Genomic DNA, 22555 nt, shown 5'->3' on the forward strand with positions numbered 1-22555 from the left:
AATGGAAAGAGACAAGGTTAGGGCAACACCTGCTGCAAGAGCGCTGGCACGACGTCTTGGTGTGGATATTTATAATGTAACCGGAACCGGTTATAAAGGACGCATCCACAGAGATGACATCGCGGGGTATAATTATGAAGATAAGATCCATATATCCCCTCTTGCACGCCGTATTGCCGATGCACACAATATTGATCTGAAGGGTTTGCAGGGGACGGGACATCGAAACAAGATAATGAAGGATGATGTGCTGAAGCTAATTGAAGATCCTGAACTGAGGGCTATGCTGGATCGCGATTATTTTGCTGAGGCTATTACTCTTACAAAAGCGATGCCATCTGCTGAAAAGCAGGCTGCACAAAAAATAGAAAAGAAGCTCTCAGTTTCACGACCGGAAGTTGCAGGGGATACGGAGACTGTACCGATGACCCAGATGCGGAAGATTATTGCCAGGCGGATGTCGGAAAGTTTCTTTGGAATTCCCACGTTCATTCAGACCTGGGAGGTGGACATGAGTGAGATGCTTATGCTTCGCAATCGTCTGATGGGGCCTATTAAGGATAAGACCGGAAGAAAGCTTACGGTGACCGATCTTATTTCGATGTCTGTAGTAAAGACATTGATGAACCACAAGTATATCAACGCAAGCATTAATGCGGAGGGAACGGAACTGACCTTCCATAACTATGTGAATCTGGGAGTTGCGGTAGGGATGGATGAGGGGTTACTCGTCCCGGTGGTGAAGAATGCCGACAAGATGTCGCTGAGTGAGCTTGTTGTCTCAATGAAAGACCTGGCCGAACGTACCTTCTCTAAAAAGCTGCTGCCCGATGAACAGACTGGCAGCACATTCAGTATAAGCAACTTGGGTATGTATGGTGTAGATGAATTCACGGCTATCATTAATCAGCCCAATGCGGCTATTCTGAGCGTATCTTCAACAAAGGATAGAATTGTTCCCGTAAATGGTGAAGCGGTTATACGTCCCATCATGAAGATTAGCCTTACATGCGATCACCGTATCATAGACGGGTTGACTGCCGCAAAGTTTATGGCCGACTTGAAAGCGCTGCTGGAAGATCCGGTTACTTTGTTAATTTAATGTTTAAGTGTTATAAAATCAGGAGTTCAAGGTATAGAGGTTAAAGGCTTAGGATGCATGTTTAAGGTTTTGATAATTGCGTTGAAGCATTAAATCCGGTAATCTGTAAGCGTAGGCCTCAACTCATAATCCGAATCATAAGAATAAATATATGGCTTTTGAAATAATCATGCCCAAAGCAGGTATTGACATGACCGAAGGGCAAATAGTGAAATGGTTTAAGAAAGAGGGAGACCCAGTTACCGAAGGTGAAATAATCCTCGAGATAATGACCGACAAAACAAGCATGGAGCTCGAAGCGGAAGCATCGGGGATCTTGTTGAAAATTGTTCATCGTGAGGGCGAAACAGTACCAGTGACCGAAGTGATAGGTTATATAGGTCATGAGAACGAACAGGTCGCTACTCTTATGCCAGAAATAATTGAAGATACCGGAGCGGTGGAGAGTGAGGAAGATAAACGAATGATCCGGCTCGAAGATAACTACCATGTGGCTGTTATTGGAGGAGGCCCTGCCGGTTATGTAGCTGCCATAAAAGCAGCTCAGCTGGGTGCCAGGGTGGCAATTGTGGAGAAAGGCACCTTTGGCGGCACCTGTCTTAACTTGGGATGCATCCCCTCGAAAGCCTATCTGAAGAACGCTGAGATAATTGAGCATATCAGGACAGCATCATCAAGGGGTATCATCATTGACAGTTCTCAGATCAGGATTGATATGGAGAAGGTACTGGAATTCAAAAACAGCGTGGTGAGGAAGCTGACGAGCGGAGTGGAAACCCTCCTTAAAACGAATGGCGTGGATATATACAGGGGAGTAGGCAAGATAAACAGAAATAAAAATGTTGTGGTAAATGATACCCAGATCATAAAGGCGGATAAGATTATACTTGCTGGAGGATCGAAAGTTTCCAAAATTAATATCCCCGGTATTGATAGTGATAAGGTGCTTACAAGTGACGACCTGCTCGATATCAGGGAGGTGCCGGAAACTCTTGCCGTTATTGGCGGAGGTGTGATTGGTGCCGAGATGGGACTTTCGTTCTCCGGACTTGGTTCAAAAGTGATTATTATTGAGATGATGGATCAGATTGTCCCCATATTTGATGACGATGTTACAGCCGAGCTGACACGTGTCGTGAAAAAGAAAGGGATCCAGGTGATCACCTCTGCTCGTATAACTGAGATTGTGGACATGGGAGATAAGCTTGAGATTAGGATTGACGGTAAAGAACCGGTTATTGCCGATAAGGCACTACTCGCTATCGGGCGTGTTCCCGATCTTGATGGCATTGGTGAGGTAAACCTTGAGACGGAACGTGGAAAAATAAAAGTGGATAAGTATATGGAGACTAGCGTGAAAGGGATCTATGCACCCGGCGATGTGAACGGGATAAAGATGCTTGCACACGTGGCTTTCCGCATGGGAGAGGTAGCTGCCGAAAATGCAGTGAAAGGAAATCGCCGTACAATTAAACTGCTGTCTGCTCCATCCGTGGTTTACACCTTGCCGGAAGTGGCTATGGTGGGCCTTACGGAACAGCAGGCACGTGAAAAATACGACGATATACGTATTGGCCGGTTTAACTTCTCAGCTAATGGCCGCGCTCTTGCATCGAGTGAAGCTGTGGGTTTTGTGAAGGTAGTCGCCGATAACCGTTACGGAGAGGTGCTTGGTGTTCATATAATCGGCCCTTCTGCTGCAGAACTTATAACCCAGGCTTCACTAATCATGGAGATGGAGATCACGGTTGATGAAGTGGTGAAAACCATTTATGGACACCCTACTTACTCAGAAGCTATTTTCGAAGCTTTTGCCGATGTGTTAGGAGAGGCGGTGCATATTCCGAAGAAAAAGAAATAATCGATTCAACCGTAGAGAATCTATTTATGAGTCCCCTCCGATAACTCTTTTTTACTGAAAATTCTCCAAAATCCTCATTGACTTTCAGTGAGTTGAAAACTATTAAAACCGGATTTGGGGATTTTCGGAGCAGACTCATTTATTAAATTTGGAAGGGGACTGATTGATATTTTGTAGGGTGAGCAATACAACATAACAATGATCTATATCGTCAACAACAGCAGATAGGAGATGATACCGACTGTTTGCCACGAGTGGTTCCACATGAGTATACCGCCTAGGAAGGTGACGATCTCCAGTATAATGGCACCATTTGTTCCCAATTGGAGGAGCTCCTGCCAGCGTGCGTAGGGTTGCCTGAATCCGTAGCAATGTAGCAGGATCTGCAGTGATATACCCAGTATCATCATCACGACAACCCCCAGAATCTGGATATCCCGGTTGGGGAGATTGATGGACCTCACATGCGTCACAATGTGAGGGCTGTAACAATATATCTAAATTTCAGACCCTTTGGCCAGCTGTTTTTACTTCCTGCCCTTCATTTTTTTGTATACGCGATGAAAATTGACCGAATTTCATTTGCATATTGAACATATGTTCATTACATTTGCTGCGTATTTAAAGTGAGTTGCCGTTGCAGGCAATCTCTATAATCAATCAGGAAAAGATCATTCTATGAAAGTAGCCATCACATCATCCGGCAAAGAGCTGACATCTCTTCCGGACAAGCGGTTCGGACGCTGCAACTGTTTTGTAATTTATGACACCGAGAACGGCTCGGTGGAGGTTGTGGATAACCCCAACAGGAATCACAACGAGGGGGCAGGGCCTGCCGCAATGCAGCTGATAGCTTCTAAAGGTGCCGGGAAGATTATAACAGGGCATCTGGGCGATAAGGCTGCATCGGTTGCGAAACGACTTGGAATAATGATGATTCCGCTCGATGAAAATAATAGGAGTGTGGAAGAGGTGATTCAAATGATCAAACAAAACAAACAAAGAGTCCACTTTAAAAAGTCCCTGACTTTAATTTTGTTGTTTTATTTCCGTTTTTTGTTGATAAAACGCTCTGAAAATCCCTTGTTATCAGATAAAAAAATCGTATTTTGCATCACCTAAAAGAGAAGAAATCATGTTCAAGAAGACATCTGTAAATCCACAATATGACATGTTTTCCACACCTTCCACCCAAATGGGTAAGCGTGAGGCAAAAAAATATGATGATCCTGCGGCGTGGCACAACCGGTTTTATGCAAACGTCACCTCCCAAATAGACGAAACCATATTTGCTCCCCTTTTCAAACAGGGTAACATGGGCGCTCCCAATGCTTCCATACGGGTGATTATCGGAATGTCCATCATCAAGGAGGGTTTTGGCTGTAGCGATGAAGATCTGTTCGATAAATGCCAGTTCGATCTCCTGGTGCGTAAAGCCCTGGGTCTAGTCTCCCTGAGTGATGTTGCACCCTCTATCGATACTTATTATTTACTGAGAAGGCGTATTTGTGAATACGAAAACCGGTATGGTGTAAACCTGATGGAAAAGAGCTTCGAGCAGCTCACTGGCGACCAACTCTCCACCTTCAAGATATCCGGCAAATCTGTCCGTATGGACAGTAAGCTCATTGGCAGCAACATCGCCTGGTACTCCCGTTTCGAGATCATTCACAACACTTTCCGCGGGTTTATCAAGGACCTGGGCGATAGGGGGATGCTTCTTTTGAACCCCAGGCTCAGGAAACAGGTACTTCTATTTTTTAGAAGAAGATGCTCAGAATATGGTTTACCGCTTAAACAGTGAAACTCTCGGCGAGAAAATCTCTTCCCTGGGTGGGCTCATTTATCAGGTTCTTAAACGCCTTGCAGAGACCACTACCGGCTACGACCTTCTTCACCGTGTCTTCCACGAGCAATACGAGGTGGTCAAGGGACAGGCTATCCTTCGTCCCAAAGAGGACATCACGGCCAGGAGCGTTCAAAACCACAATGACCCCGATGCCGATTATCGAAAAAAAAGGAGACCAGAAGGTAAAGGGCTACAGTGTGAACATCACCGAGACCTGTGATGACACTGATGAACAGAAGGACAAACCCAACCTGATCGTAAACGTTCAGGTGAAACCGGCAAGTGCTGCAGACAATGGCTACCTGAAGGATGCCGTTACCAACATCCAGGAGAAGGTAAGCACCGATATAATAGAGAAAGTCTATGCCGATGGTGCTTATCAATCCCCCTGGTAACAGGGAGTTTGCCGATATGAACTCAATTGAACTTATAACAAGCGGATTACAAGGGAGACAATCTAAATATGACCTGGAGATGAAGGAGGGTGAGCTGGTTGTCACCCATATCGAAACCGGAGAGATTATCCCTGCATACAAAACCGGGGATAAATGGAGGATTGCCACCACAGGCAAGAGCAAGTACCGGTATTTTACGAACGAACAGATAGCAACTGCAGAACTAAGACACGAACTCGCGGCTATCCCCGGGCAGGAACAGATGAAAAGAAACAACGTGGAGGCAACCATCTTTCAGTATTGCTTCCATACGAGGAACAACAAAACACGATACAGAGGTTTGCTCAGGCACAAATTATTTACTTTCGCCAGATGTTTATGGATAAACCATGTCCGCCTTGGAAATTATCTGATAACAATAAGTCAAAGAGCGCATGAAAATGGTTTAATAACCGATTTTCGCTATATAAAGACCTCCATAAGGGAGAAACTTTTTATCGTGTTTGATTTTTTACTTCCTTGCTTCTCAAAAATAGGAAATGAAAAATCAACGAATTACTTTTTTAAACTTAAAATTGCCACTATTTAAAGTGGACTCAACAAAACAAACAAAACAAGTAAAAAAGGAAATTATGCCAGGATTTAACAGAAAAGGCCCCGAGGGTGAGGGCGCCATGAGTGGAAGAGGACGGGGACGTTGTAACCCGTCGAACAGAGAGTCCAATATCTTTGATGCTCCTGCAGGAGCAGGCAGGCGTGCCACTTTCCGACAGGAGGCCGGCAGAGGCATGGACCAGGGTGCCGGTAGAGGCATGGGCCAGGGACAAGGTCAATGCGAGAGGATGAGAAGAAGAGACGGATCCGGTAAAAGACGAATGGGATGAAGCAGGTTATCGCAATACCCCTGGAAGAGGGAAGACTCTGTCAGCACTTTGGCCATTGTCAGCAGTTTGCCATTATCGAGACGGAGGATGGAACCATACAGAACGAGACGTTGGTGACACCTCCCCCGCATGAACCGGGACTGCTGCCCGCATGGCTCTCGGAGAGAGGCGTCACCGAGGTGATCGCAGCGGGTATCGGACAAAAAGCAATACGTCTGTTTGAGCAACAGCAGATCAGGGTGCACGTGGGTGCCGAGTATAAGAGTCCGCGTGAGCTGGTTACCGATCACTTTCAGCAGTCGCTGGTCACTGGTATAAATTCCTGTGATCACTGAGGCGGCTGAGAGGATGAAGATCGCAATAGCCAGTGGTAAGGGAGGTACAGGTAAGACATTTGTCTCCACTAACCTCTTTTGGGTAGCCTCACAGAAGGGCATCGATTGTGCGCTGGCCGACTGTGATGCGGAGGAGCCCAATGTCGCGGAGTTTATTGCCGGTGAGGAGGAACGGGTTGAAGAGGTCTACCAGCAGGTACCGGTAATTGATCCGGAGAGATGTTCCTTCTGCGGGAAATGCTACGAATATTGTAGTTACAATGCCATCCTCTACCTGCCGGAGAAGAGAATGATTCAGGTCCTTCCCGATCTGTGCCACGATTGTGGTGCATGCAGCTATGCTTGTCAGGCGGGAGCGATCACCGAACATCCCAAGCTCCTGGGCAGAGTGACGCGTGCTGTTTACGGTGCCGCTCAGCATCTTGTCGAAGGTCGTGCCGAAGTGGGGGTTTATACCCCTGTGCCGGTCATCACCCATACCATCCATGAGGCCAGCGACAGGAAGCTGGTGCTCCTCGACTCACCACCCGGCATCTCATGTTCCTTTATTGCAACCGTCGACAGGGCAGACTATGTGGTGCTGGTCACTGAGCCCACGCCATTCGGTCTGCACGACCTGATGCTATCGGCTGCCACCGTACGGCAGCTCGGTAAACCTTTTGGGGTGGTCATCAACAGAGCCGGACTGGGAAACGATGAGATGTACCAATGGCTTAAGGGGGAGGAGATCCCGCTTTTGCTGGAGATTCCCTTCGACCGGGAGATCGCACGCATCTATGCCGAGGGAGGGTTGCCTGCAGCGGTGGATGACTCCTACCGGGAGATGTTCAGCAGTTTGCTCATTCAAATCGTTCAACAGAAAATCTTATGAGACAGATTGTCATTATCAGCGGAAAAGGAGGAACAGGCAAGACAAGCCTGAGTGCGGCACTGGCGACCATGGGTGAAAAGCTGATGGTGGCCGACTGTGATGTGGATGCGGCCAACCTTCATCTGCTGCTGCAGCCTGCCGATCATTCCCGCCACCCTTTCTCCACCGGTGCCAAGGCGGTGATCGACCAGCAGCTATGTACACAATGCGGTGCCTGCATGGATGCCTGTCGCTTCGATGCGATCAGGTGCCAGGAGGATCGTTACACCATCTCTGAGACATCATGTGACGGATGCCATCTCTGCATGCGCATCTGTCCGGCCGATGCCATCAGTATGATTGAAAGCAATGGCAGCTACTGGACTACCGGCACGTTCCGTAACGGCTGGATGGTACATGCCCGGCTGGAGCCTGGTGAGGAGAACTCCGGCAAGCTGGTCAATGTGGTGCGTGAGCAATCCCGTCAGCTGTCGGAGCAGATGGGTGTGGAGACCATTCTGATTGACGGGCCTCCCGGCACCGGTTGTCCCACGATCTCTGCTATGAGCGGTGCCGATCTGGCATTGCTGGTCACCGAACCGAGTCGTTCCGGTTTTCATGACCTGAAGAGGGTGAAACAGCTGACCGATGGGTTTGACATTCCGTCGGTCGTGGTGATCAATAAGTATGACCTGAATGAGCGGGTGACTGCCGAGATTGAGGCTTGGTGCCGCAGCGAGAAACTCCCTCTCATCGGCAGGATTCCTTTCGAGCCGGCGGTGGTGGAGGCGATGTTACAATGCCGTACGGTGGTTGAGTGGGCTCCCCGCTCGGCAGCAGCCGGTGAGATCGCAGACATCCACCGGCAGATTTTCCAGTCGTGAAAATACCAATGAGACCTCTTTTGATCCATCTTCTGTATCCTAATTGATGGGCATGATCCGACACCTCTTCCGGGTTGTCATACGCCAGGCAGAGATGAGGATAACGCCCTCTCTCTCCCTTGGGGTCAATGAAGAGCTCCAGCTTCAAATCCTGTTGCTCCATCATGTAGACCTCAGTTTGCCTGTCGGTGGAAAAGATGGAATGGAGCACCTCTTCTGAATCGAGGGTGAATTGTTTCAACTGGCGAAAATGCAAAACGGATTCGTAAAAGTTTTGAATCTCTGCTGGCTCAATAATGGATAATCCTATATGTTGTAACATCGTTCTATTTTTTAAGATTCTCTCTTTGTCTGATCGGTAACCTACGGAATATAGGGTGTGTAATGATCGGGAGCGACCAGTTCCCGGTACTTGTAGACCACCTTCTTGAAATCATCCCAGGTATCCCTTTTCAGTGCAGGATTTCTCAGCAGCGCCGAGGGGTGATAGACCGGCCTATGAAAGGTCTCCCCACGCGGTCTTCATCTCTTACCGGAGCTTCGCCGATGATGAAGATGGGAGCATGATGATTCCCCTCACCGAAGATGAGATGATTCCGTGATTGCCACAAATCGCATTTCCTGCACTGCTCCATCTCCTCCCGCAACTGCTCCATCGTCTGGCCCATATTGATTTTCTCCTGTTTATTAATATTCAATTCCTTCCCGTGCTTCAATGCCCTGACGATAATAATGTTTCACCTCTCTCATCTCGGTCACCAGGTCGGCCACCTCAATCAGCTCCTCCGGTGCATAACGGCCGGTGACCACTACCTCACATCCGGCTGCTCTCGTCTTCAATATTTCGATTAACTCACCCACGGTGAAGAGATCATAATAGATGGCGATGGTTGCCTCATCCAGAATCACCATGTCATATTCTCCAGAAGTGAGCACCTCCGACACCACCGCCAGTCCCTCTCTTGCGGCTGACACATCCTCATCGGTCGGTTTTCCCACAATGAAGCAACCCCTGCCGAACTGCCGGATGGTGATCTGCGGCACGTGCTGCCTAACCGCCGTGATCTCGGAATAGTTTCTTCCTTTCACGAACTGCGCAATGTAGACGCTCATCCCTGCACCGGCTGCCCGCAGTGCCAGTCCGAAGGCCGCCGTGCTCTTTCCCTTGCCGTTCCCTGTGTAGATCTGCAGATAACCTCTCATCTCTCTTTGCATGCATTGAATATTTTCAGCAGGTTGCTGATAACTGCTTTCTCAACTTTGTCAACAGCCCAGCCACCATTTGTCCGGTAAAACTGATCATATTCCTGTACAAATGCTGACTTCTTATAAAAGTTCATCCTGTTTCATGATTCTTTGCGACTCTCTAATCTCCGTAGTTTCTCTTCCAGCTCCTCATTGGAGCGTTTGAGTCTTTGTGCTTCCGTTTTGAGCTCTTTCATCTCATCCCGTTTGTGTAGGATATCCTGCCAGGGAATATTTTGAATCAATTCTGAAATAAGAAGGCCAAAACTGTAAAGCCGGTCAACGCTGTAACCCTGAACAATTCCAGCTCCTCTGCTTGTTCCGGCTCTGCGTCCAAATCCTGTTCCTCTGGCTACTGCTATTCTTCTACCCGATCTGGCAATCTGGTCCCTGCCTGCTCCCCAGCCTCTGTTGCGATACAATCCATCTTCATATCCGGGTGTATCAAATCCCGAACAAAATCCTCTTGCTCTTCCGGTTCTGGGACCTTGTCCCATCGGTCCGGTACGATCTCCTGATGGCATAATGCTAATTTTTTAAGTGAAACAAATAATAAATCGACAATGGCAAAAAGCCTAAATTAAAGTGAACATACGTTCATTCATGTATTAAAAGGTGTAGGTATCACCTGTTCTTACCGATTGAATCTGAAAACTCTCCGCAAATGCCACAAGTGCAGGCAATGCGGTACAGTGAGATGGGATGACATGTTCCACCCTGTTTTTTTTAAGGTAGTGGATAGTCTCGATGGTTTGCCGATCGCGCTTCTTAAGATGAAAACCACCCATGATACCGAAGATCCTCTGCTCACCAGTGACGTTTCTTGCATGCTCCAGGGTGTTGACCACCCCGGCATGTCCGCAGCCTGTGATCACAAACAATCCTTTCTCTGTCTGCAGTGCTACGGCACTGTCATCTGCCACAAAATCGGGACTCCCATCTTCAAAAGAGAAGGAGGTCTGTTGTGATTCAAAATCGGTGATGCGGGGGATCTCTCCCAGAAACAGAATGAAGTTGCTGACATGGAGAGGTGCTTTGCTGGTGGTGAGATCAAATTTTTGTGCGATTTCATCCCGGCTGTTTTGCAGACCGATATAGGTGCGATCTGCCGTTCTGTATCGTTTCACAAAACAACCCGGATGGCAGAGCAGTCTGCCGCCTGAGAGATGAGTCAATCCGTTTCCGTGATCAAAATGACCGTGACTCAGGATGATCAGATTCCTCTTCTTCAAATCAATCCTCATTAGTGATGCATTTCGCAGGAAGAGATCACTTTGCCCCGTATCAAACAGGATCTTTGTCCCCTTATGCTCTATGAAATAGGAGAGTCCATGCTCTGCAGCGGTATTTCCGCCGGGATAATTGTCGGTAAGAATCGATATTTTCATCTCCTTTTTTTACAAATATAACCAATAAAATTTTATTATGAACAAATGTTCAAACAATTTTGCTATTGTTTTGCTGAAAAAGATAATGAATGATCAGTTTCGTCTTGCAAGCTTTACCCATTTGAAGTATCCGAACATAGAGATCACGGTGTAGATGGCGAAGAGCAGTGCGGTTGGGTAGAGCCCTTTCCAGAGGTAGAGTCCGCAGGAAATAAGGTTGACCAGGAACCAGACCCACCACTGCTCCGCATGTTTCTGCGCAAGCATCCACATACCCGCGATGCTCAACGCGGTGGTAAGGCTGTCGCCCCCGGCAACCGGACTATCGGTATATCGGGTGAGGATCAGGTAAATGACGCCAAAGAGTAGCATCGTGATAAGAATTAGAGGAAGTATCTGCCGCTGCGGGGTGTGGATGATGGATGGTGTATCTCCTTCCGTATGGTTCCTGTTCCAGCGGATCCAGCCGTAGATGCTGGCGAAGAAGTAGTAGACGTTGATTCCCATGTCGGCATAGAACTTGCTCTGGAAGAAGATCCAGATATAGACCACCGGCATCAACACCCCCACTGGCCAGAGCCATTTGTTGGCCTTGTATTCGAGGTAGAGATAGAGTAGGCCGATAAGGGCGCCGACGATTTCGATGGTTTGCATGTCAATTCTGTTTGATTTGAGATAATGAATTTATTTCTAAATCTCTGCTTCTTTTCGGGGTGCCCACCTGGTTAAACGAGCGTGATTTGATTTGTTGTCCGAGCGAAACGGGTTTAAAATCAAATAGTGAGTAAACCGGGAGTGCATCGAAATAAAGCTGCGAAAGAGAAATAAATTCCTTCTTTCGTATTTACTTAAAACGAAATTGTGAGGCGCCCTATAAGGTTGCGCGTGGCCTGGGGGTAGTATCCAACCCAGTTGAAAGTGGTTCCGTCTTCAAATGCATCTGTTGAAGCCCATCCGTTTGCCACGTACTCCCTGTTGAACAGGTTGTTCACGAAAAACTGCAGGTTGATTACTCCCACTTGGCTCTTGGGGAAGGTGTAACCGGCGGAGAGGCTGCTCACGAAGTAGGAGCCGATCGACTTGTCCTCGTCCGACGTGTTGTCGATGTACTGTTTCCCCACATATTTGCCGTTCAGGTTCATGTAGAAGGCGGATACCGGTTGCCAGGTGATGCCTGCCATTCCGATCAATTCCGGAGAGAAGGAGATATTGGTTGTTCCCAACTCATTTGCGATCTGTTTTTGTATTTCCGGATGGTTGTCGTCGGGGATCGGGTTATAGTCGTCGGAATTGTCGTACAGGTCGAACCAGGCTACGTAGTTCCGGATTTTATTTCGGCTGAGGGTGGCGTTGGCATCGAGCAGTAGTTTTTCTGTCCACAGGGGAAGTGATGCCTCAATCTCGATACCTGCACGGTAGCTCTCCTTTACGTTTTCCATCAGCTTGTAACCAATATCAGTAAGTTTGCCGGTCTGCACCATCTGGTTGTGGTAATCCATGTAATAGAGATTAGCACCAAATTTCAACCCATTCCTGTTGTATCGGTAGCCAAGCTCATAATCGATCATCTTTTCCGGTTTTATAAAATTAGAAGCTCCTCCCTTTATGCCATCTTTCAGATCGGCACGCAGAGGCTCACGCTTGCCCACGGCTGCCGAAGCGTACAGGCGGTGATTGTTGCTCAGTTCATAGAACAGGCCCGCCTTAGGGTTGAAAAAGTTGTAGTAAAAATCGCCTGTCAGATCCATCTGGTCGTCATCCATACCACTGAAGCGGTAGCCCACACGACGGTATTGCAGGTCGCCGAAAAGTGATACTTTTTCATTCAGTTGATATTCCGCTTTGGTGAAGATATTTACTTCCGATTTTTTGCCTCTGTTTCTGTACCATTCATAATTAACAGGAATATTCTCGTTATGTTTTATCCATGGCAGACGACCGTAATGATCCCCGTCGTAAAAACTGTACAAACCGCCGAAGGTGAGCTTCCATCGGTCGTCGGCATAGTCCAGTCCCGCGTTGGCTACATAGAAATTGTTTCGCATCAGCTTACGGCGGATGAAGTCGCTCTTGCGGTAGGTCTTCCCGTCAATGGTTTGCGGTTCCAGTCCAAAATCGGAGAACTTCTTGTTATACCTGTAGTTCTCATAATAACCGTATCCGTGGTTATAACTCAGCCCTGAATTTAATGTGAGATTACGGCTCAGCTCTCTTGTGAGAGTGAGCTGCACAATATCAGAGTAGTAGTTGTCGGTCTCGTTGCCATAGTACAATCGGTTGCCGGCATCATCGTAATACTCTCCTGCGGGGTTGTAGCGACGCCCATATTCCGGGTCCTGCATCTGCTTGTCCGACACCCCCTGCCACGAGATGCCGGTATGCTGGATACCCCTCAGGTAACTGAGGCGAAGCAGCTGCCGTTCGCTATAGTGAGAAACTACCCCATAGAAATTGGTATGGTTCACTGTGCCGTTGCGCACATAACCGTCACCCAGCACCCGCGAAAAGCGGGCATCGAGTGATAGTCCGTTTTTCAAAACCCCTGTCCCCGCAGCAACATTCGATAAGAATGTACCATAGCTTCCCACGGCGGTGGATGCCTCTCCGTATGCTTCGGAGCGGGCGCCTGCCGTCTGAAGTGAAATGCTTGCACCAAAGGCTCCCGGGCCATTGGTGGATGTACCCACGCCACGCTGCACCTGTATGTCCTGCAGCGAGTTGGAAAGATCGGGAAGATTCACCCAGTAAACCTCCTGGCTTTCGGGGTTATTCAATGGCATCCCGTTAAGAGTTACATTTATGCGAGTGGCGTCTGTTCCGCGAATCCTGAATGAGGTGTTTCCTACACCAAGGCCGTCTTCGGTAAAAGATACAAGCGAAGGTGTGGTTTGAAGTATGGAGGGAATATTGCGTGCAGCATTTTGTTTTTTAATTTCGGAATGAGAGATATTAGAGTATGATACCGGGGTGTTTTTTCCGGCACGTGTTCCCGAGACAATAACCTCTTCCAGCTGAATAAGATCAAGACTGTCGGTTTGTTCTGCCTGTTCTGCCTGTTCTGACAGTTCTGCCTGCTCTGCCTGAGCCATCACTTGATAACTGAGTGCCGATAAAATTATCAGCATTAAAAAAACCTTTTTCATTTACATAAGTTTTTAGGATAAACAGGGCCTGTGTGACTGCTTATCATTAGTTAGTGTAATAAAAAAGGGGATTTTGTAAAGATATATACCAAAAGCCACAAATTTGTGAGCTTTATATTTTCCCTACGCCGGCATTATCCGGATCAGGTATTTTGGGTATGATCTCAGCCCGTTTTATTTGGGCACCCCTTGTAGAATGACAGAACAAAGATAGCACGTTTTTGTTCATAAGAGAGCATACGACGGGAATTTAACATTTAGGGCCTGCTGTCATCTGTCATCACAATATCTTGAACATGCTAAAAAAACAGAGACGGATTTACGTGAGAATGTCCAGAAGATGCATATAACTGAAAAAACAGGAGTTAAATTGTAGTTTTCTCTGCTTTTATTTGTAATTTCGTTAGTTTTAAACGAACTAAGAAAAATATAGTCACACGGTATATGAGCGATGAAGAAAAACTGGTTGCGGAAGATCAGATTATCGAAGAGGAGTTTCAGGGCCTTTTGAACGATTATTTGAACTCTAATCACCGGCGGAAAGTGGATGTCATTACCCGGGCTTTTAATATGGCGAAGGAGGCTCACAAAGGGGCACGTCGCCGCTCGGGCGAACCTTACATCATGCATCCGCTGGCGGTAGCCCGTATTGTGTCGAGGGAGATGGGTCTGGGATCGACCTCCATTTCTGCTTCGTTGCTGCACGATGTGGTTGAGGATACTGACTATACCGTTGATGATATACGTGCCCTTTTTGGTGATAAGATTGCCCAGATTGTTGACGGGCTGACAAAGATATCGAGCGGAATGTTCGGTGAAAATGTGTCGGCTCAAGCAGAGAATTTCAGGAAATTGCTTCTCACAATGTCAGATGATATACGTGTTATACTTATAAAGATTGCTGATAGGCTTCATAACATGCGAACTCTCTCTTCCATGTCAGCAGCAAAGCAGTTTAAGATAACAGGCGAAACACTATATATCTACGCTCCGCTTGCTCACAGGCTTGGCCTGTTTGCCATAAAGACTGAACTAGAAGAGCTCTGTTTCAAACACGAGCATCCTGAAGTATATGCAGACCTGTCAAAAAAGATTTTAGAGACTGCTCCCGAACGAAATAAGATATATGAACATTTTGCCGTTCCGGTTATAATGGCGCTCGATAAGATGGATATTGAGTATGAAATGCGTGCACGGGTAAAATCAGTTTACTCTATCTGGAACAAGATGCAAAACAAGGGTATCGATTTTTCAGAGGTGTACGACCTGTTTGCAGTACGCATAATCTTTGAGATCATTCCCGGAATGGATGAGAAAAAACAATGTTGGGACATCTATTCGGCCATTACCGATATATATAAGCTTCGCCCCGACCGTATCCGCGACTGGGTGAGCCACCCAAAGGCAAACGGCTATCAGGCATTGCATCTTACCGTGATGGGCCCTGACGGGAAATGGATAGAGATTCAGATTAGGAGCCGTCGTATGGATGATATTGCCGAAAAAGGATTTGCAGCTCACTGGAAATATAAAGAGAACAGGATTGAAGAGGATAACGAACTTGATAAATGGTTAAAAACTATTCAGGAGATTCTTGCCAACCCAAATCCCAATGCCATCGATTTCCTGGATACTGTGAAGATGAACCTGTTCTCTTCCGAGATATTTGTTTTTACACCAAAGGGAGATATCAAGACACTTCCTCAGGGTGCAACAGCTCTCGATTTTGCCTATACCATTCATACCCGGATAGGGGATCACTGCCTAGGGGCAAAGGTGAACCATACTCTTGCTCCACTCAGCCAGAAGCTCCGTAGTGGGGATCAGATAGAAATTCTTACTTCGCAATCTGTTAATCCGCAGCCGGAATGGCTCAATTTTGTTACTACTGCTAAAGCCAGGACAAAAATTGAGGCATCGTTACGACGACAACGCCGGCGTATTGTAGAGAAAGGGCAAAATATGCTTGATGAGCTCTTTGATCACGAACCAATAGACAATACTGTATTTAATAAGATATTACATGCGTATAAGGCTGGGAACAAGGAGGACCTGTATTATATGATCGGCAATGCCGAAGTCGCATTGCCCGCAAATAAAAGTGCTTTCTCAAAGGTGAAGCTGGTACCGGAAAAGCAGGATAATCTTTTTGTACGTTACGTAAAGCAGGCTATGAATGCCATTATGAAATCGCCTGCCGATAACAAAAGCACTAAAAAGGAAGAAGTAGAGTCCGGAACATCAGACCTTATTCTTAACATGCCTTTAAAACAAAGAATAAACAGGGGTGTCACTTATCAGCTTACAGAGACTAACTTCCGGAAGAACTTTATTGTACCTTCATGTTGCAATCCGCTTCCGGGAGATGATGTGTTTGGTTATATAACTGAGAAAGAAGAGGTGGAGGTTCATAAGCGTTCTTGCCAGACCGGGCTGAAACTAAAATCTAATTATGGAGACCGTATAATTACAGTTTCATGGGGAGATTACCGGCAATACTCTTTTCTTGCTTCAATAGTTTTTACAGGGATAGACCGTGTGGGTATTCTCAGCAGTATCCTCGCCAAACTTGCTGAAGATGTGGTGGTGAACATACAGAGTGTTAATGTTTCATCGAATGACGGTATCTTTGAAGGTGTGTTTAACGTGCATGTACATAGTGCAGAGGAGGTAAATCAACTTTGCGGTAAAATAGCAAAAGTGGACGGTGTAAGTACCGTCCACAGATCTACTATTTGATTTTTCTTTTCTTTCTTCTGCCGAATATCAATGATGAAACTTTCTTTGCAGCGTAGGCTACAAGAGCGGGTTTGGCAATATTCCACGCAAGCGATCCAATAAGCGGCAGGTTAGATATTACAAAGCTAAGCCAGGGGTTTGCCCGTTTTGTGATAAAAGGTGTAACATTATATGAATAACCGCCCGAAAAATTTTCCAAAGTCTCGGTCAGTTTTGATTTTACTGAAGAAGTAACACCTTTGGTAAGCATCGTTCCCCAATTGTCATTAAGGTACTGCAACTGGTAAGCGAGGCGTTGACTGGCAATAGCGCGTTCTTCCCTCAACTTTTTCTTTTCTAAACGCAACTCTTCAAGTGGAGTTAATTTGTAAGTTTTCATTTATTACTGTTTTTTCCATCCTTATCGTTTTGTTCCATCAAAAAGCGAACAACGCGATTGGTGACTTTTTTCTTGAAAGGTTTTTTTAGGAGAAGCATTATCAGCAGAACCAGCAGGGCAAAAGCTGCCACTAAGCCGAATCCTACCCAGGTGTTCTGAAATACTTCACCCAAATAAATCCCTACAGTTACGAGTATGAAAAAAAGTGTTAATAATGCAATGCCCGCAACAATCAGGCTATAGGTGATTGTTGATGAAGCCAGGCTTATTTTTTCATAAACTTCCAGTTTTCCGAGCTCGAGTGTGGCAGTGATGAAGTTCGATATATCACCTCTCATTTCCTCGAACAGCGTACTTACTTTTTTTTCTTCCATCGTTTAAGTAGATTAGAGGATAAATTATTGTTTTGCAAGCTCTTTCTTTGCTATCTCAGCAATGTCATCAATATCCTCTTTTAGATCATGTACTTCGCTTTTTCCCTTGTAAACAGCAGATTTAATATTAGTTTTTAGTTTGTCTGCAAATTCATTGGCTTGCTCAAGCCATTCCTCTCTTCTGTCGGTTCCAATAATGTAACCCACAGCAGCGCCAAGCGCAATACCAATACCTAATCCCAGTAATAATTTTGCTTCTGATTTCATAATTTATGCGTTTAATAATTAGTAGTTTTTATTTTATCTTATACCGTTATTTCATTTCTTGCGAGCAACTCTTATGTCAGCTGTTTTCATGCTCTTCAAAAATTAAACACTTTATGGGCAAAAATGTTTTTTGAAATCATTAATAATGAGATGAGAACTATTCTGCAGTTAAGGCCTCACCTAACAATGTTGCTGATGTGAATCCCGTTATTCTTACTTTAAGGAACTGCCCTATACGGTGATTTTTTTTGTCAAAGATGACCACTTTATTCTGATCGGTACGACCGAAAAGCTGTTCCCGTGAACGTTTGGAGAAACCCTCTACCAGTATTTCAAACTCTTTACCCAGATCTCTTTCATTGCTTTGGTGAGACAGTTCCATCTGCAGGTCGATAATTTCCTGCAAACGCCTGGCCTTTACCTCTTCCGGTACATTGTCTTCCAGCTTTTTAGAAGCGTATGTCCCCGGCCTTTCTGAGTATTTGAACATAAAAGCCGAATCGAAGGCCACCTCACGCATTAATGAGAGTGTCTCCTGATGATCTTCCTCCGTTTCGGAATGGAAACCACACATGATATCGGTTGATAGCCCGCAATCAGGAATAATACGTTTGATGGCTTCGATACGTTCTAAATACCACTCCCTGTTGTACCTCCTGTTCATCAACTTAAGCATTCGCGAACTTCCCGATTGCACAGGAAGGTGGATGTAGTTGCAAAGATTTTTGTATTTAGCTATAGTCTCAAGAGTTTGGTCGTTCATATCCCAGGGATGGGAAGTAGTGAAGCGGATACGCATTTCAGGAGCAGCCTCTGCAACCATTGATAGCAGTTCATGAAACAGAATGCTTTTTTCCCCCTCTCTATACCGGTATGAGTTTACGTTTTGTCCAAGCAGTATTACTTCTCTGAAACCTTTTTCGCGCATGTCGCGCAGCTCATTGAGGATGCTCTCAGGCTCGCGGCTTCGTTCGCGACCGCGGGTGTAGGGGACAATACAGTAGGTGCAAAATTTGTTACATCCGCGCATTATGGATATGTATCCCGAGATATTGCTTCCGCTCATTTTTAAGGGGATCACATCCTTATAAGTCTCTGTACGTGACAGCTCTATATTCATGGCTTTCTCTCCCCGTTCTGCCGCACCTACAAGGTTGGGCAGGTCGAGGTAGGCATCGGGGCCGACAACCAGGTCTACATTGTGATTCTCTATAAGACCAGTTTTTACACGTTCTGCCATGCATCCCAGCACACCTATTATAAGGTTCTCCTTCCTTTTTCTCTTCAATGCATTGAAATAGTCGAGTCGCTGAATAACCTTCTGTTCAGCGTTATCACGGATAGAGCATGTGTTTACGAAAATAGCATCTGCATCACGGTCGTTATCTGTGAGTGTATAGCCATCCATCTCCATTATAGATGCAACTACCTCTGTATCTGCCACGTTCATCTGGCATCCGTAAGTCTCTATAAATAGTTTCTTTTCTTTAATTTTATCTGAATTCATCTCTTTGCTTGTAAACTGTGATATATTACACTCAAGGAAAAGTTAAAACAGTTATTTATCTGTTGGAAAAGTTGCAATATTACCTTTCTTGTAGTATTTTTGCCTCGAGGAAAAAATAAAAATTTTTTCATAGTTAAGGTTTTGGTTAAATGTTCGAGAGCGGCTGTGAAGTTGCTCTCGATTTTTTTATATAACCAAATACACTCTATATCGTAAAAAATCATTATTTTTGCTGCGTTGCAAAATTAATAAAAATATGGAGTCCGGAGACATTATTTATTTGATCCTTCTTGTATTTTTCATGTTATTGGGATTTTTTAATGATTCCAGGAAGAAAAAAAATCAACAAGCGCAACAGGCCAGTGATAATCCTAAACCTATTACTGATGAAGAGACGTGGTACCCTCAACGTAAGCAGATAGTTAAGCATCTTAAGCCAGAGAAACCCATGCCTCCGCCTGTAACGTCCTTTAATAAAGGAGAAACAGTGCGCAGAGAATTTCAATCTTCCTTAGATCTTGTTTCAATTTCCAGTGATAGCTCACAAGAGGGCATTTCTGCTTTTGACTATGATACAGGTACTATTTTTGACAGCGGCATATATACTGATAATATTGCCGGTATATCTGATATGTCAGAAAAGCAACACGATAAAAACAGTGGTAGACAAAAAACATCTTCATGGCACCCTATCGTTGATGCTTTTTCAGGTGATGAAGGCAGGGAAGAGTTAAAAAAAGCGGTTTTATATAGTGAGATTTTACGAAGAAGGTACTAGATTTGGAAAAATCATTGATTAACATTTAATACAATCAATTCATATGGCATTAAAATTTATCAGTGCTGAAGAGGCTGCGTTTCTTGTGAAAAATAACGACAATGTTGGCTTCAGCGGTTTCACCCATGCCGGTTGCCCCAAAGTGGTACCGGTGGAGATAGCTAAAAGGGCGGAGGCAGAGCATGCAAAGGGTAATCCGTTTAAGATTGGTATATTTACCGGGGCATCAACCGGTGATTCCATCGATGGAACTCTTTCCCGTGCAAAAGCAATTAAATTCCGTACGCCTTATCAGACTAACAAAGATATGCGTGAGGCAATTAACCGGGGAGAGCTCGATTATTTTGATCTCCATCTTTCTCAACTGGCTCAGGAAATAAGATACGGATTCCTTGGTGGTATAAATGTAGCTATTATTGAGGCTAGCCAGGTGACTGAAAAGGGGGTAATTGTTCCGACAACTGCTGTGGGAATTGTCCCTACCATATGCCGATTGGCAGATATTGTAATTGTAGAGTTGAATAAAAGAGTCCCGGCGAAATTACGCGGAATTCATGATATATATGAACTGCAGGATCCTCCCAAAAGGCGTGAAATACCTATATATGAAGTGCAAACACGTATAGGGTTGGACTATGTGAAAGTAAATCCTGAAAAGATATTTGTGGTGGAAACCGACAGGGATGGCGAGGGTCACGGTTTTACCCCTGTAGATGATGTAACGGCGCAGATCGGCAACAACGTGGCTGATTTTTTCGTGTCGGAAATGAAAGCCGGTCGTATCCCCCACCATTTTCTGCCAATACAGTCGGGAGTGGGAAATATTGCCAACGCAGTCCTGGCATCGATGGGTGGAAATCCCTATATTCCCCGTTTCGAAGTATATACTGAAGTGATACAGGATGCTGTTCTTGACATGATGCAGAAGGGTTGTATCTCCTTTGCCAGCGGCTGTTCGCTTACCGTGAGCAACGATGCGCTTCATCAGTTCTACGATGATCTGGATTTTTTTAAAAACAAACTTGTGTTGCGCCCCTCTGAAATTTCTAATAACCCGGGACTTGCACGTCGGTTGGGTGTTATTGCTTTGAATACAGCTATTGAGGTAGATATTTTTGGAAGTGTAAACTCATCTCATGTTAATGGTAACAAGATGATGAATGGTATTGGAGGATCGGGGGACTTTACACGTAACTCCTATCTGTCGGTATTTCTCACTCCTTCCACAGCAAAGGGTGGAGCTGTAAGCTGCATAGTTCCCAAGGTTACACACGAAGATCACACCGAGCATTCAGTGAAGATTGTGGTATCTGAATATGGTGTGGCCGATTTGAGAGGAAAAGGGCCAAGAAACCGTGCCGAAGAGATAATAGAGAAATGTGCTCATCCCGATTATCGTCCTTTGTTGCACGAATATCTCAATCGTGGCGTGAAAGGGCATATTCCGCAGGATATTTATGCATGTTTCGCCTTTCATCATGCACTGAAAGAGACGGGGAGTATGCTGAACACCGATTTTTTAAAGTATAAAATGCCCTGAAACGTTAATGCCCTGGAGCACGGAACCCCGCCGGGGCATTAATGCTTTTGCTACTAAACACTGATGGCGCCGGAAACCCTGCTGGTTACAGAAGGCAGCCAGTGCCTTAAACCGTTGATGCAAATTATTGCAGTGCCTATACCAGCCTGATACTGAAACCCGGCAGTATCTGATGCGCTTTAAAAAAATAAATGTCTATCTCACAACAGAAATAGACATTTATTAAAAATTAAACTGCTGAAAGATAGCAGTTTGACTGTTTTTGTCGGGATGAGAAGAGTCTATCTACTCCGTTTCATTTGTCTAATGCTCTGATATCCAATAAAATTTCTTTCTTGATTAAATAAACATTGTCCCGGGGGCTGTCCCGTTTCAATGTTATAAAAAAAACAAATAAACTGTTCACAAAGAGTTGTTTAACACTTTGTTTATTTCTATTCTTTTGTCAATATTTTTAAGATATACCTTCAAAAGGTTATATAGATCCATAGTGTTGGTTGATCCTGAAGTTATACCTAATCTTTTCATAAATACCTCTGTTGCGACAACTATTTCATTATCCTTTAAGTGCGAGTAGTTGGGTACACCAAATTCTTCAAGTTTCATAATTATATTTTTTAAATCGTTATTTAATTTCAATTTTTTTAGACAAATTCTCAATTGTACGCTGCTGTGATTCAATCAACTTCAATAATCTCTCTTGTGTGATTTGATATTCTTCTTTAGTATCTGAATTAATATCCTTATCGGATTTCTTCATTTCACCAACTCCGGAAATCAGCCATTCGGAATTTATTCCTGTTTTTGTAATTAATGAATTTATAACTTCTGCTGAAGGTGTTGATATTCTAATTTCACCGTCTTTTTTCTTTTTTCCTTTTATGTAGCTGACTATACTACCTTCAGTAACGCCTATACTTCTTGCCATTTCAGAATAATTCCCTTCAAAGTACTCATCAAGAATAATTTTTAAGCGATTGGATAATAGAGTATTATAATCCATGTCTAAAATTTGTTGGAATATATTCCGAAAAT

General features: G+C 45.1%; 28 protein-coding genes and 1 riboswitch. Of the genes, 14 read left to right on the forward strand and 14 right to left on the reverse strand.

Features of this window, described 5'->3' with window-relative positions:
• The first annotated feature begins 1 nt into the window (after nucleotide 1).
• A complete protein-coding gene (locus tag KDN43_RS07720; RefSeq protein WP_238869307.1) occupies nucleotides 2-1102 on the forward strand; it encodes a dihydrolipoamide acetyltransferase in 1101 nt (366 codons plus the stop codon).
• Nucleotides 1103-1253: 151 nt separating this feature from the next.
• A complete protein-coding gene (lpdA, locus tag KDN43_RS07725; RefSeq protein WP_238869308.1) occupies nucleotides 1254-2963 on the forward strand; it encodes a dihydrolipoyl dehydrogenase in 1710 nt (569 codons plus the stop codon).
• 203 nt (nucleotides 2964-3166) lie between these two features.
• Here the strand turns inward: lpdA and KDN43_RS07730 are convergent, their stop codons facing one another.
• Nucleotides 3167-3436: a hypothetical protein gene (locus KDN43_RS07730; protein ID WP_238869310.1), complete on the reverse strand. Its 270-nt coding sequence runs from the start codon at nucleotides 3434-3436 to the stop codon at nucleotides 3167-3169.
• Nucleotides 3437-3641: 205 nt separating this feature from the next.
• On the opposite strand from KDN43_RS07730, the gene KDN43_RS07735 reads away from it, so the two are divergent.
• From KDN43_RS07735 to KDN43_RS07775, 9 genes are read left to right on the forward strand one after another with little or no spacing between them, the layout of a single operon-like run.
• Nucleotides 3642-4085 carry a NifB/NifX family molybdenum-iron cluster-binding protein gene (locus KDN43_RS07735; protein ID WP_238869312.1) on the forward strand — a complete coding sequence of 148 codons (444 nt, stop codon included), beginning with the start codon at nucleotides 3642-3644 and terminating at the stop codon, nucleotides 4083-4085.
• Between the two features lie 13 nt (nucleotides 4086-4098).
• Nucleotides 4099-4767 carry a transposase gene (locus KDN43_RS07740; RefSeq protein WP_238865744.1) on the forward strand — a complete coding sequence of 223 codons (669 nt, stop codon included), beginning with the start codon at nucleotides 4099-4101 and terminating at the stop codon, nucleotides 4765-4767.
• A complete protein-coding gene (locus KDN43_RS07745; protein WP_238866127.1) occupies nucleotides 4745-5032 on the forward strand; it encodes a hypothetical protein in 288 nt (95 codons plus the stop codon). Before KDN43_RS07740 ends, KDN43_RS07745 begins: the two co-directional genes overlap by 23 nt.
• Nucleotides 5010-5207, forward strand: coding sequence for a hypothetical protein (locus KDN43_RS07750; RefSeq protein WP_238866128.1), 198 nt, complete (start codon nucleotides 5010-5012; stop codon nucleotides 5205-5207). The genes KDN43_RS07745 and KDN43_RS07750 overlap by 23 nt, the downstream gene beginning before the upstream one ends.
• Nucleotides 5182-5796: a hypothetical protein gene (locus tag KDN43_RS07755; RefSeq protein ID WP_238866130.1), complete on the forward strand. Its 615-nt coding sequence runs from the start codon at nucleotides 5182-5184 to the stop codon at nucleotides 5794-5796. Before KDN43_RS07750 ends, KDN43_RS07755 begins: the two co-directional genes overlap by 26 nt.
• A 43-nt stretch (nucleotides 5797-5839) precedes the next feature.
• Nucleotides 5840-6091 carry a DUF5320 domain-containing protein gene (locus KDN43_RS07760; protein WP_238869313.1) on the forward strand — a complete coding sequence of 84 codons (252 nt, stop codon included), beginning with the start codon at nucleotides 5840-5842 and terminating at the stop codon, nucleotides 6089-6091.
• Nucleotides 6088-6426, forward strand: coding sequence for a NifB/NifX family molybdenum-iron cluster-binding protein (locus KDN43_RS07765; protein ID WP_238869314.1), 339 nt, complete (start codon nucleotides 6088-6090; stop codon nucleotides 6424-6426). The genes KDN43_RS07760 and KDN43_RS07765 overlap by 4 nt, the downstream gene beginning before the upstream one ends.
• 13 nt (nucleotides 6427-6439) lie before the next feature.
• Nucleotides 6440-7297 (forward strand): nucleotide-binding protein, encoded by an 858-nt coding sequence (locus KDN43_RS07770; RefSeq protein ID WP_238869315.1) that lies wholly within the window; start codon nucleotides 6440-6442, stop codon nucleotides 7295-7297.
• Nucleotides 7294-8160 (forward strand): 4Fe-4S binding protein, encoded by an 867-nt coding sequence (locus KDN43_RS07775; protein ID WP_238869316.1) that lies wholly within the window; start codon nucleotides 7294-7296, stop codon nucleotides 8158-8160. Before KDN43_RS07770 ends, KDN43_RS07775 begins: the two co-directional genes overlap by 4 nt.
• Nucleotides 8161-8627: 467 nt before the next feature.
• Here KDN43_RS07775 and KDN43_RS07780 read toward each other — a convergent pair whose 3' ends face one another.
• From KDN43_RS07780 to KDN43_RS07810, 7 genes are all read right to left on the reverse strand, one after another.
• Nucleotides 8628-8876, reverse strand: coding sequence for a uracil-DNA glycosylase family protein (locus tag KDN43_RS07780; protein ID WP_238869317.1), 249 nt, complete (start codon nucleotides 8874-8876; stop codon nucleotides 8628-8630).
• Nucleotides 8848-9363 (reverse strand): cob(I)yrinic acid a,c-diamide adenosyltransferase, encoded by a 516-nt coding sequence (gene cobO, locus KDN43_RS07785; protein ID WP_407681789.1) that lies wholly within the window; start codon nucleotides 9361-9363, stop codon nucleotides 8848-8850. The genes KDN43_RS07780 and cobO overlap by 29 nt, the downstream gene beginning before the upstream one ends.
• Nucleotides 9360-9500, reverse strand: coding sequence for a hypothetical protein (locus KDN43_RS07790; RefSeq protein ID WP_238869320.1), 141 nt, complete (start codon nucleotides 9498-9500; stop codon nucleotides 9360-9362). Before KDN43_RS07790 ends, cobO begins: the two co-directional genes overlap by 4 nt.
• Nucleotides 9501-9506: 6 nt before the next feature.
• Complete coding sequence (locus KDN43_RS07795; RefSeq protein WP_238869321.1) at nucleotides 9507-9929, reverse strand: DUF5320 family protein; 423 nt, start codon at nucleotides 9927-9929, stop codon at nucleotides 9507-9509.
• A gap of 84 nt (nucleotides 9930-10013) precedes the next feature.
• Nucleotides 10014-10793: an MBL fold metallo-hydrolase gene (locus tag KDN43_RS07800; protein ID WP_238869322.1), complete on the reverse strand. Its 780-nt coding sequence runs from the start codon at nucleotides 10791-10793 to the stop codon at nucleotides 10014-10016.
• Between the two features lie 93 nt (nucleotides 10794-10886).
• Nucleotides 10887-11447, reverse strand: coding sequence for a nicotinamide riboside transporter PnuC (pnuC, locus tag KDN43_RS07805; protein ID WP_238869323.1), 561 nt, complete (start codon nucleotides 11445-11447; stop codon nucleotides 10887-10889).
• A 194-nt stretch (nucleotides 11448-11641) separates the two neighbouring features.
• Nucleotides 11642-13936: a TonB-dependent receptor gene (locus KDN43_RS07810; RefSeq protein ID WP_238869324.1), complete on the reverse strand. Its 2295-nt coding sequence runs from the start codon at nucleotides 13934-13936 to the stop codon at nucleotides 11642-11644.
• Nucleotides 13937-14038: 102 nt separating this feature from the next.
• A riboswitch (TPP riboswitch) is annotated at nucleotides 14039-14136 on the reverse strand.
• A gap of 244 nt (nucleotides 14137-14380) precedes the next feature.
• Between KDN43_RS07810 and KDN43_RS07815 the strand changes: the two genes are divergently transcribed.
• Nucleotides 14381-16675, forward strand: a complete 2295-nt coding sequence (locus tag KDN43_RS07815; RefSeq protein ID WP_238869325.1) for a RelA/SpoT family protein — start codon at nucleotides 14381-14383, stop codon at nucleotides 16673-16675.
• On the opposite strand, the gene KDN43_RS07820 is transcribed toward KDN43_RS07815, so the two are convergent.
• From KDN43_RS07820 to miaB, 4 genes are all read right to left on the reverse strand, one after another.
• A complete protein-coding gene (locus KDN43_RS07820; RefSeq protein WP_238869327.1) occupies nucleotides 16668-17054 on the reverse strand; it encodes a hypothetical protein in 387 nt (128 codons plus the stop codon). The two genes, KDN43_RS07815 and KDN43_RS07820, sit on opposite strands and share 8 nt — an antisense overlap.
• Nucleotides 17051-17428: a phage holin family protein gene (locus KDN43_RS07825; RefSeq protein ID WP_238869328.1), complete on the reverse strand. Its 378-nt coding sequence runs from the start codon at nucleotides 17426-17428 to the stop codon at nucleotides 17051-17053. Before KDN43_RS07825 ends, KDN43_RS07820 begins: the two co-directional genes overlap by 4 nt.
• Before the next feature lie 24 nt (nucleotides 17429-17452).
• Complete coding sequence (locus KDN43_RS07830) at nucleotides 17453-17695, reverse strand: YtxH domain-containing protein (protein WP_238869330.1); 243 nt, start codon at nucleotides 17693-17695, stop codon at nucleotides 17453-17455.
• A 157-nt stretch (nucleotides 17696-17852) separates the two neighbouring features.
• Nucleotides 17853-19202 carry a tRNA (N6-isopentenyl adenosine(37)-C2)-methylthiotransferase MiaB gene (gene miaB / locus KDN43_RS07835; protein WP_238869332.1) on the reverse strand — a complete coding sequence of 450 codons (1350 nt, stop codon included), beginning with the start codon at nucleotides 19200-19202 and terminating at the stop codon, nucleotides 17853-17855.
• Between the two features lie 256 nt (nucleotides 19203-19458).
• Here miaB and KDN43_RS07840 point away from each other — a divergent pair, with 256 nt between their 5' ends.
• Together KDN43_RS07840 and KDN43_RS07845 are read left to right on the forward strand one after the other, a co-directional pair.
• Complete coding sequence (locus tag KDN43_RS07840) at nucleotides 19459-19980, forward strand: hypothetical protein (protein ID WP_238869333.1); 522 nt, start codon at nucleotides 19459-19461, stop codon at nucleotides 19978-19980.
• A gap of 43 nt (nucleotides 19981-20023) precedes the next feature.
• On the forward strand, nucleotides 20024-21520 hold the full coding sequence (locus KDN43_RS07845; protein WP_238869334.1) for a succinate CoA transferase: 1497 nt from the start codon (nucleotides 20024-20026) through the stop codon (nucleotides 21518-21520).
• 402 nt (nucleotides 21521-21922) lie between these two features.
• Here KDN43_RS07845 and KDN43_RS07850 read toward each other — a convergent pair whose 3' ends face one another.
• Both KDN43_RS07850 and KDN43_RS07855 read right to left on the reverse strand, forming a co-directional pair.
• On the reverse strand, nucleotides 21923-22126 hold the full coding sequence (locus KDN43_RS07850; protein ID WP_238869335.1) for a hypothetical protein: 204 nt from the start codon (nucleotides 22124-22126) through the stop codon (nucleotides 21923-21925).
• Between the two features lie 19 nt (nucleotides 22127-22145).
• Nucleotides 22146-22523 carry a hypothetical protein gene (locus KDN43_RS07855; protein WP_238869336.1) on the reverse strand — a complete coding sequence of 126 codons (378 nt, stop codon included), beginning with the start codon at nucleotides 22521-22523 and terminating at the stop codon, nucleotides 22146-22148.
• Nucleotides 22524-22555 lie beyond the last annotated feature (32 nt).

The sequence above is a fragment of the Proteiniphilum propionicum genome, assembly GCF_022267555.1.
Taxonomy (GTDB): Bacteria; Bacteroidota; Bacteroidia; order Bacteroidales; family Dysgonomonadaceae; genus Proteiniphilum; species Proteiniphilum propionicum.

Coding starts and splice junctions, on each gene's coding strand:
- KDN43_RS07735 (WP_238869312.1), top strand. CDS start 3,642: ATGAAAGTAGCCATCACATCATCCGGCAAAGAGCTGACATCTCTTCCG.
- KDN43_RS07760 (WP_238869313.1), top strand. CDS start 5,840: ATGCCAGGATTTAACAGAAAAGGCCCCGAGGGTGAGGGCGCCATGAGT.
- KDN43_RS07745 (WP_238866127.1), top strand. CDS start 4,745: ATGGTTTACCGCTTAAACAGTGAAACTCTCGGCGAGAAAATCTCTTCC.
- miaB (WP_238869332.1), bottom strand. CDS start 19,202: ATGAATTCAGATAAAATTAAAGAAAAGAAACTATTTATAGAGACTTAC.
- KDN43_RS07740 (WP_238865744.1), top strand. CDS start 4,099: ATGTTCAAGAAGACATCTGTAAATCCACAATATGACATGTTTTCCACA.
- KDN43_RS07775 (WP_238869316.1), top strand. CDS start 7,294: ATGAGACAGATTGTCATTATCAGCGGAAAAGGAGGAACAGGCAAGACA.
- KDN43_RS07720 (WP_238869307.1), top strand. CDS start 2: ATGGAAAGAGACAAGGTTAGGGCAACACCTGCTGCAAGAGCGCTGGCA.
- pnuC (WP_238869323.1), bottom strand. CDS start 11,447: ATGCAAACCATCGAAATCGTCGGCGCCCTTATCGGCCTACTCTATCTC.
- KDN43_RS07855 (WP_238869336.1), bottom strand. CDS start 22,523: ATGGATTATAATACTCTATTATCCAATCGCTTAAAAATTATTCTTGAT.
- KDN43_RS07840 (WP_238869333.1), top strand. CDS start 19,459: ATGGAGTCCGGAGACATTATTTATTTGATCCTTCTTGTATTTTTCATG.
- KDN43_RS07820 (WP_238869327.1), bottom strand. CDS start 17,054: ATGAAAACTTACAAATTAACTCCACTTGAAGAGTTGCGTTTAGAAAAG.
- lpdA (WP_238869308.1), top strand. CDS start 1,254: ATGGCTTTTGAAATAATCATGCCCAAAGCAGGTATTGACATGACCGAA.
- KDN43_RS07795 (WP_238869321.1), bottom strand. CDS start 9,929: ATGCCATCAGGAGATCGTACCGGACCGATGGGACAAGGTCCCAGAACC.
- KDN43_RS07830 (WP_238869330.1), bottom strand. CDS start 17,695: ATGAAATCAGAAGCAAAATTATTACTGGGATTAGGTATTGGTATTGCG.
- KDN43_RS07755 (WP_238866130.1), top strand. CDS start 5,182: ATGGTGCTTATCAATCCCCCTGGTAACAGGGAGTTTGCCGATATGAAC.
- KDN43_RS07790 (WP_238869320.1), bottom strand. CDS start 9,500: ATGAACTTTTATAAGAAGTCAGCATTTGTACAGGAATATGATCAGTTT.
- KDN43_RS07850 (WP_238869335.1), bottom strand. CDS start 22,126: ATGAAACTTGAAGAATTTGGTGTACCCAACTACTCGCACTTAAAGGAT.
- KDN43_RS07765 (WP_238869314.1), top strand. CDS start 6,088: ATGAAGCAGGTTATCGCAATACCCCTGGAAGAGGGAAGACTCTGTCAG.
- KDN43_RS07845 (WP_238869334.1), top strand. CDS start 20,024: ATGGCATTAAAATTTATCAGTGCTGAAGAGGCTGCGTTTCTTGTGAAA.
- KDN43_RS07810 (WP_238869324.1), bottom strand. CDS start 13,936: ATGAAAAAGGTTTTTTTAATGCTGATAATTTTATCGGCACTCAGTTAT.
- KDN43_RS07815 (WP_238869325.1), top strand. CDS start 14,381: ATGAGCGATGAAGAAAAACTGGTTGCGGAAGATCAGATTATCGAAGAG.
- KDN43_RS07825 (WP_238869328.1), bottom strand. CDS start 17,428: ATGGAAGAAAAAAAAGTAAGTACGCTGTTCGAGGAAATGAGAGGTGAT.
- cobO (WP_407681789.1), bottom strand. CDS start 9,363: ATGAGAGGTTATCTGCAGATCTACACAGGGAACGGCAAGGGAAAGAGC.
- KDN43_RS07770 (WP_238869315.1), top strand. CDS start 6,440: ATGAAGATCGCAATAGCCAGTGGTAAGGGAGGTACAGGTAAGACATTT.
- KDN43_RS07800 (WP_238869322.1), bottom strand. CDS start 10,793: ATGAAAATATCGATTCTTACCGACAATTATCCCGGCGGAAATACCGCT.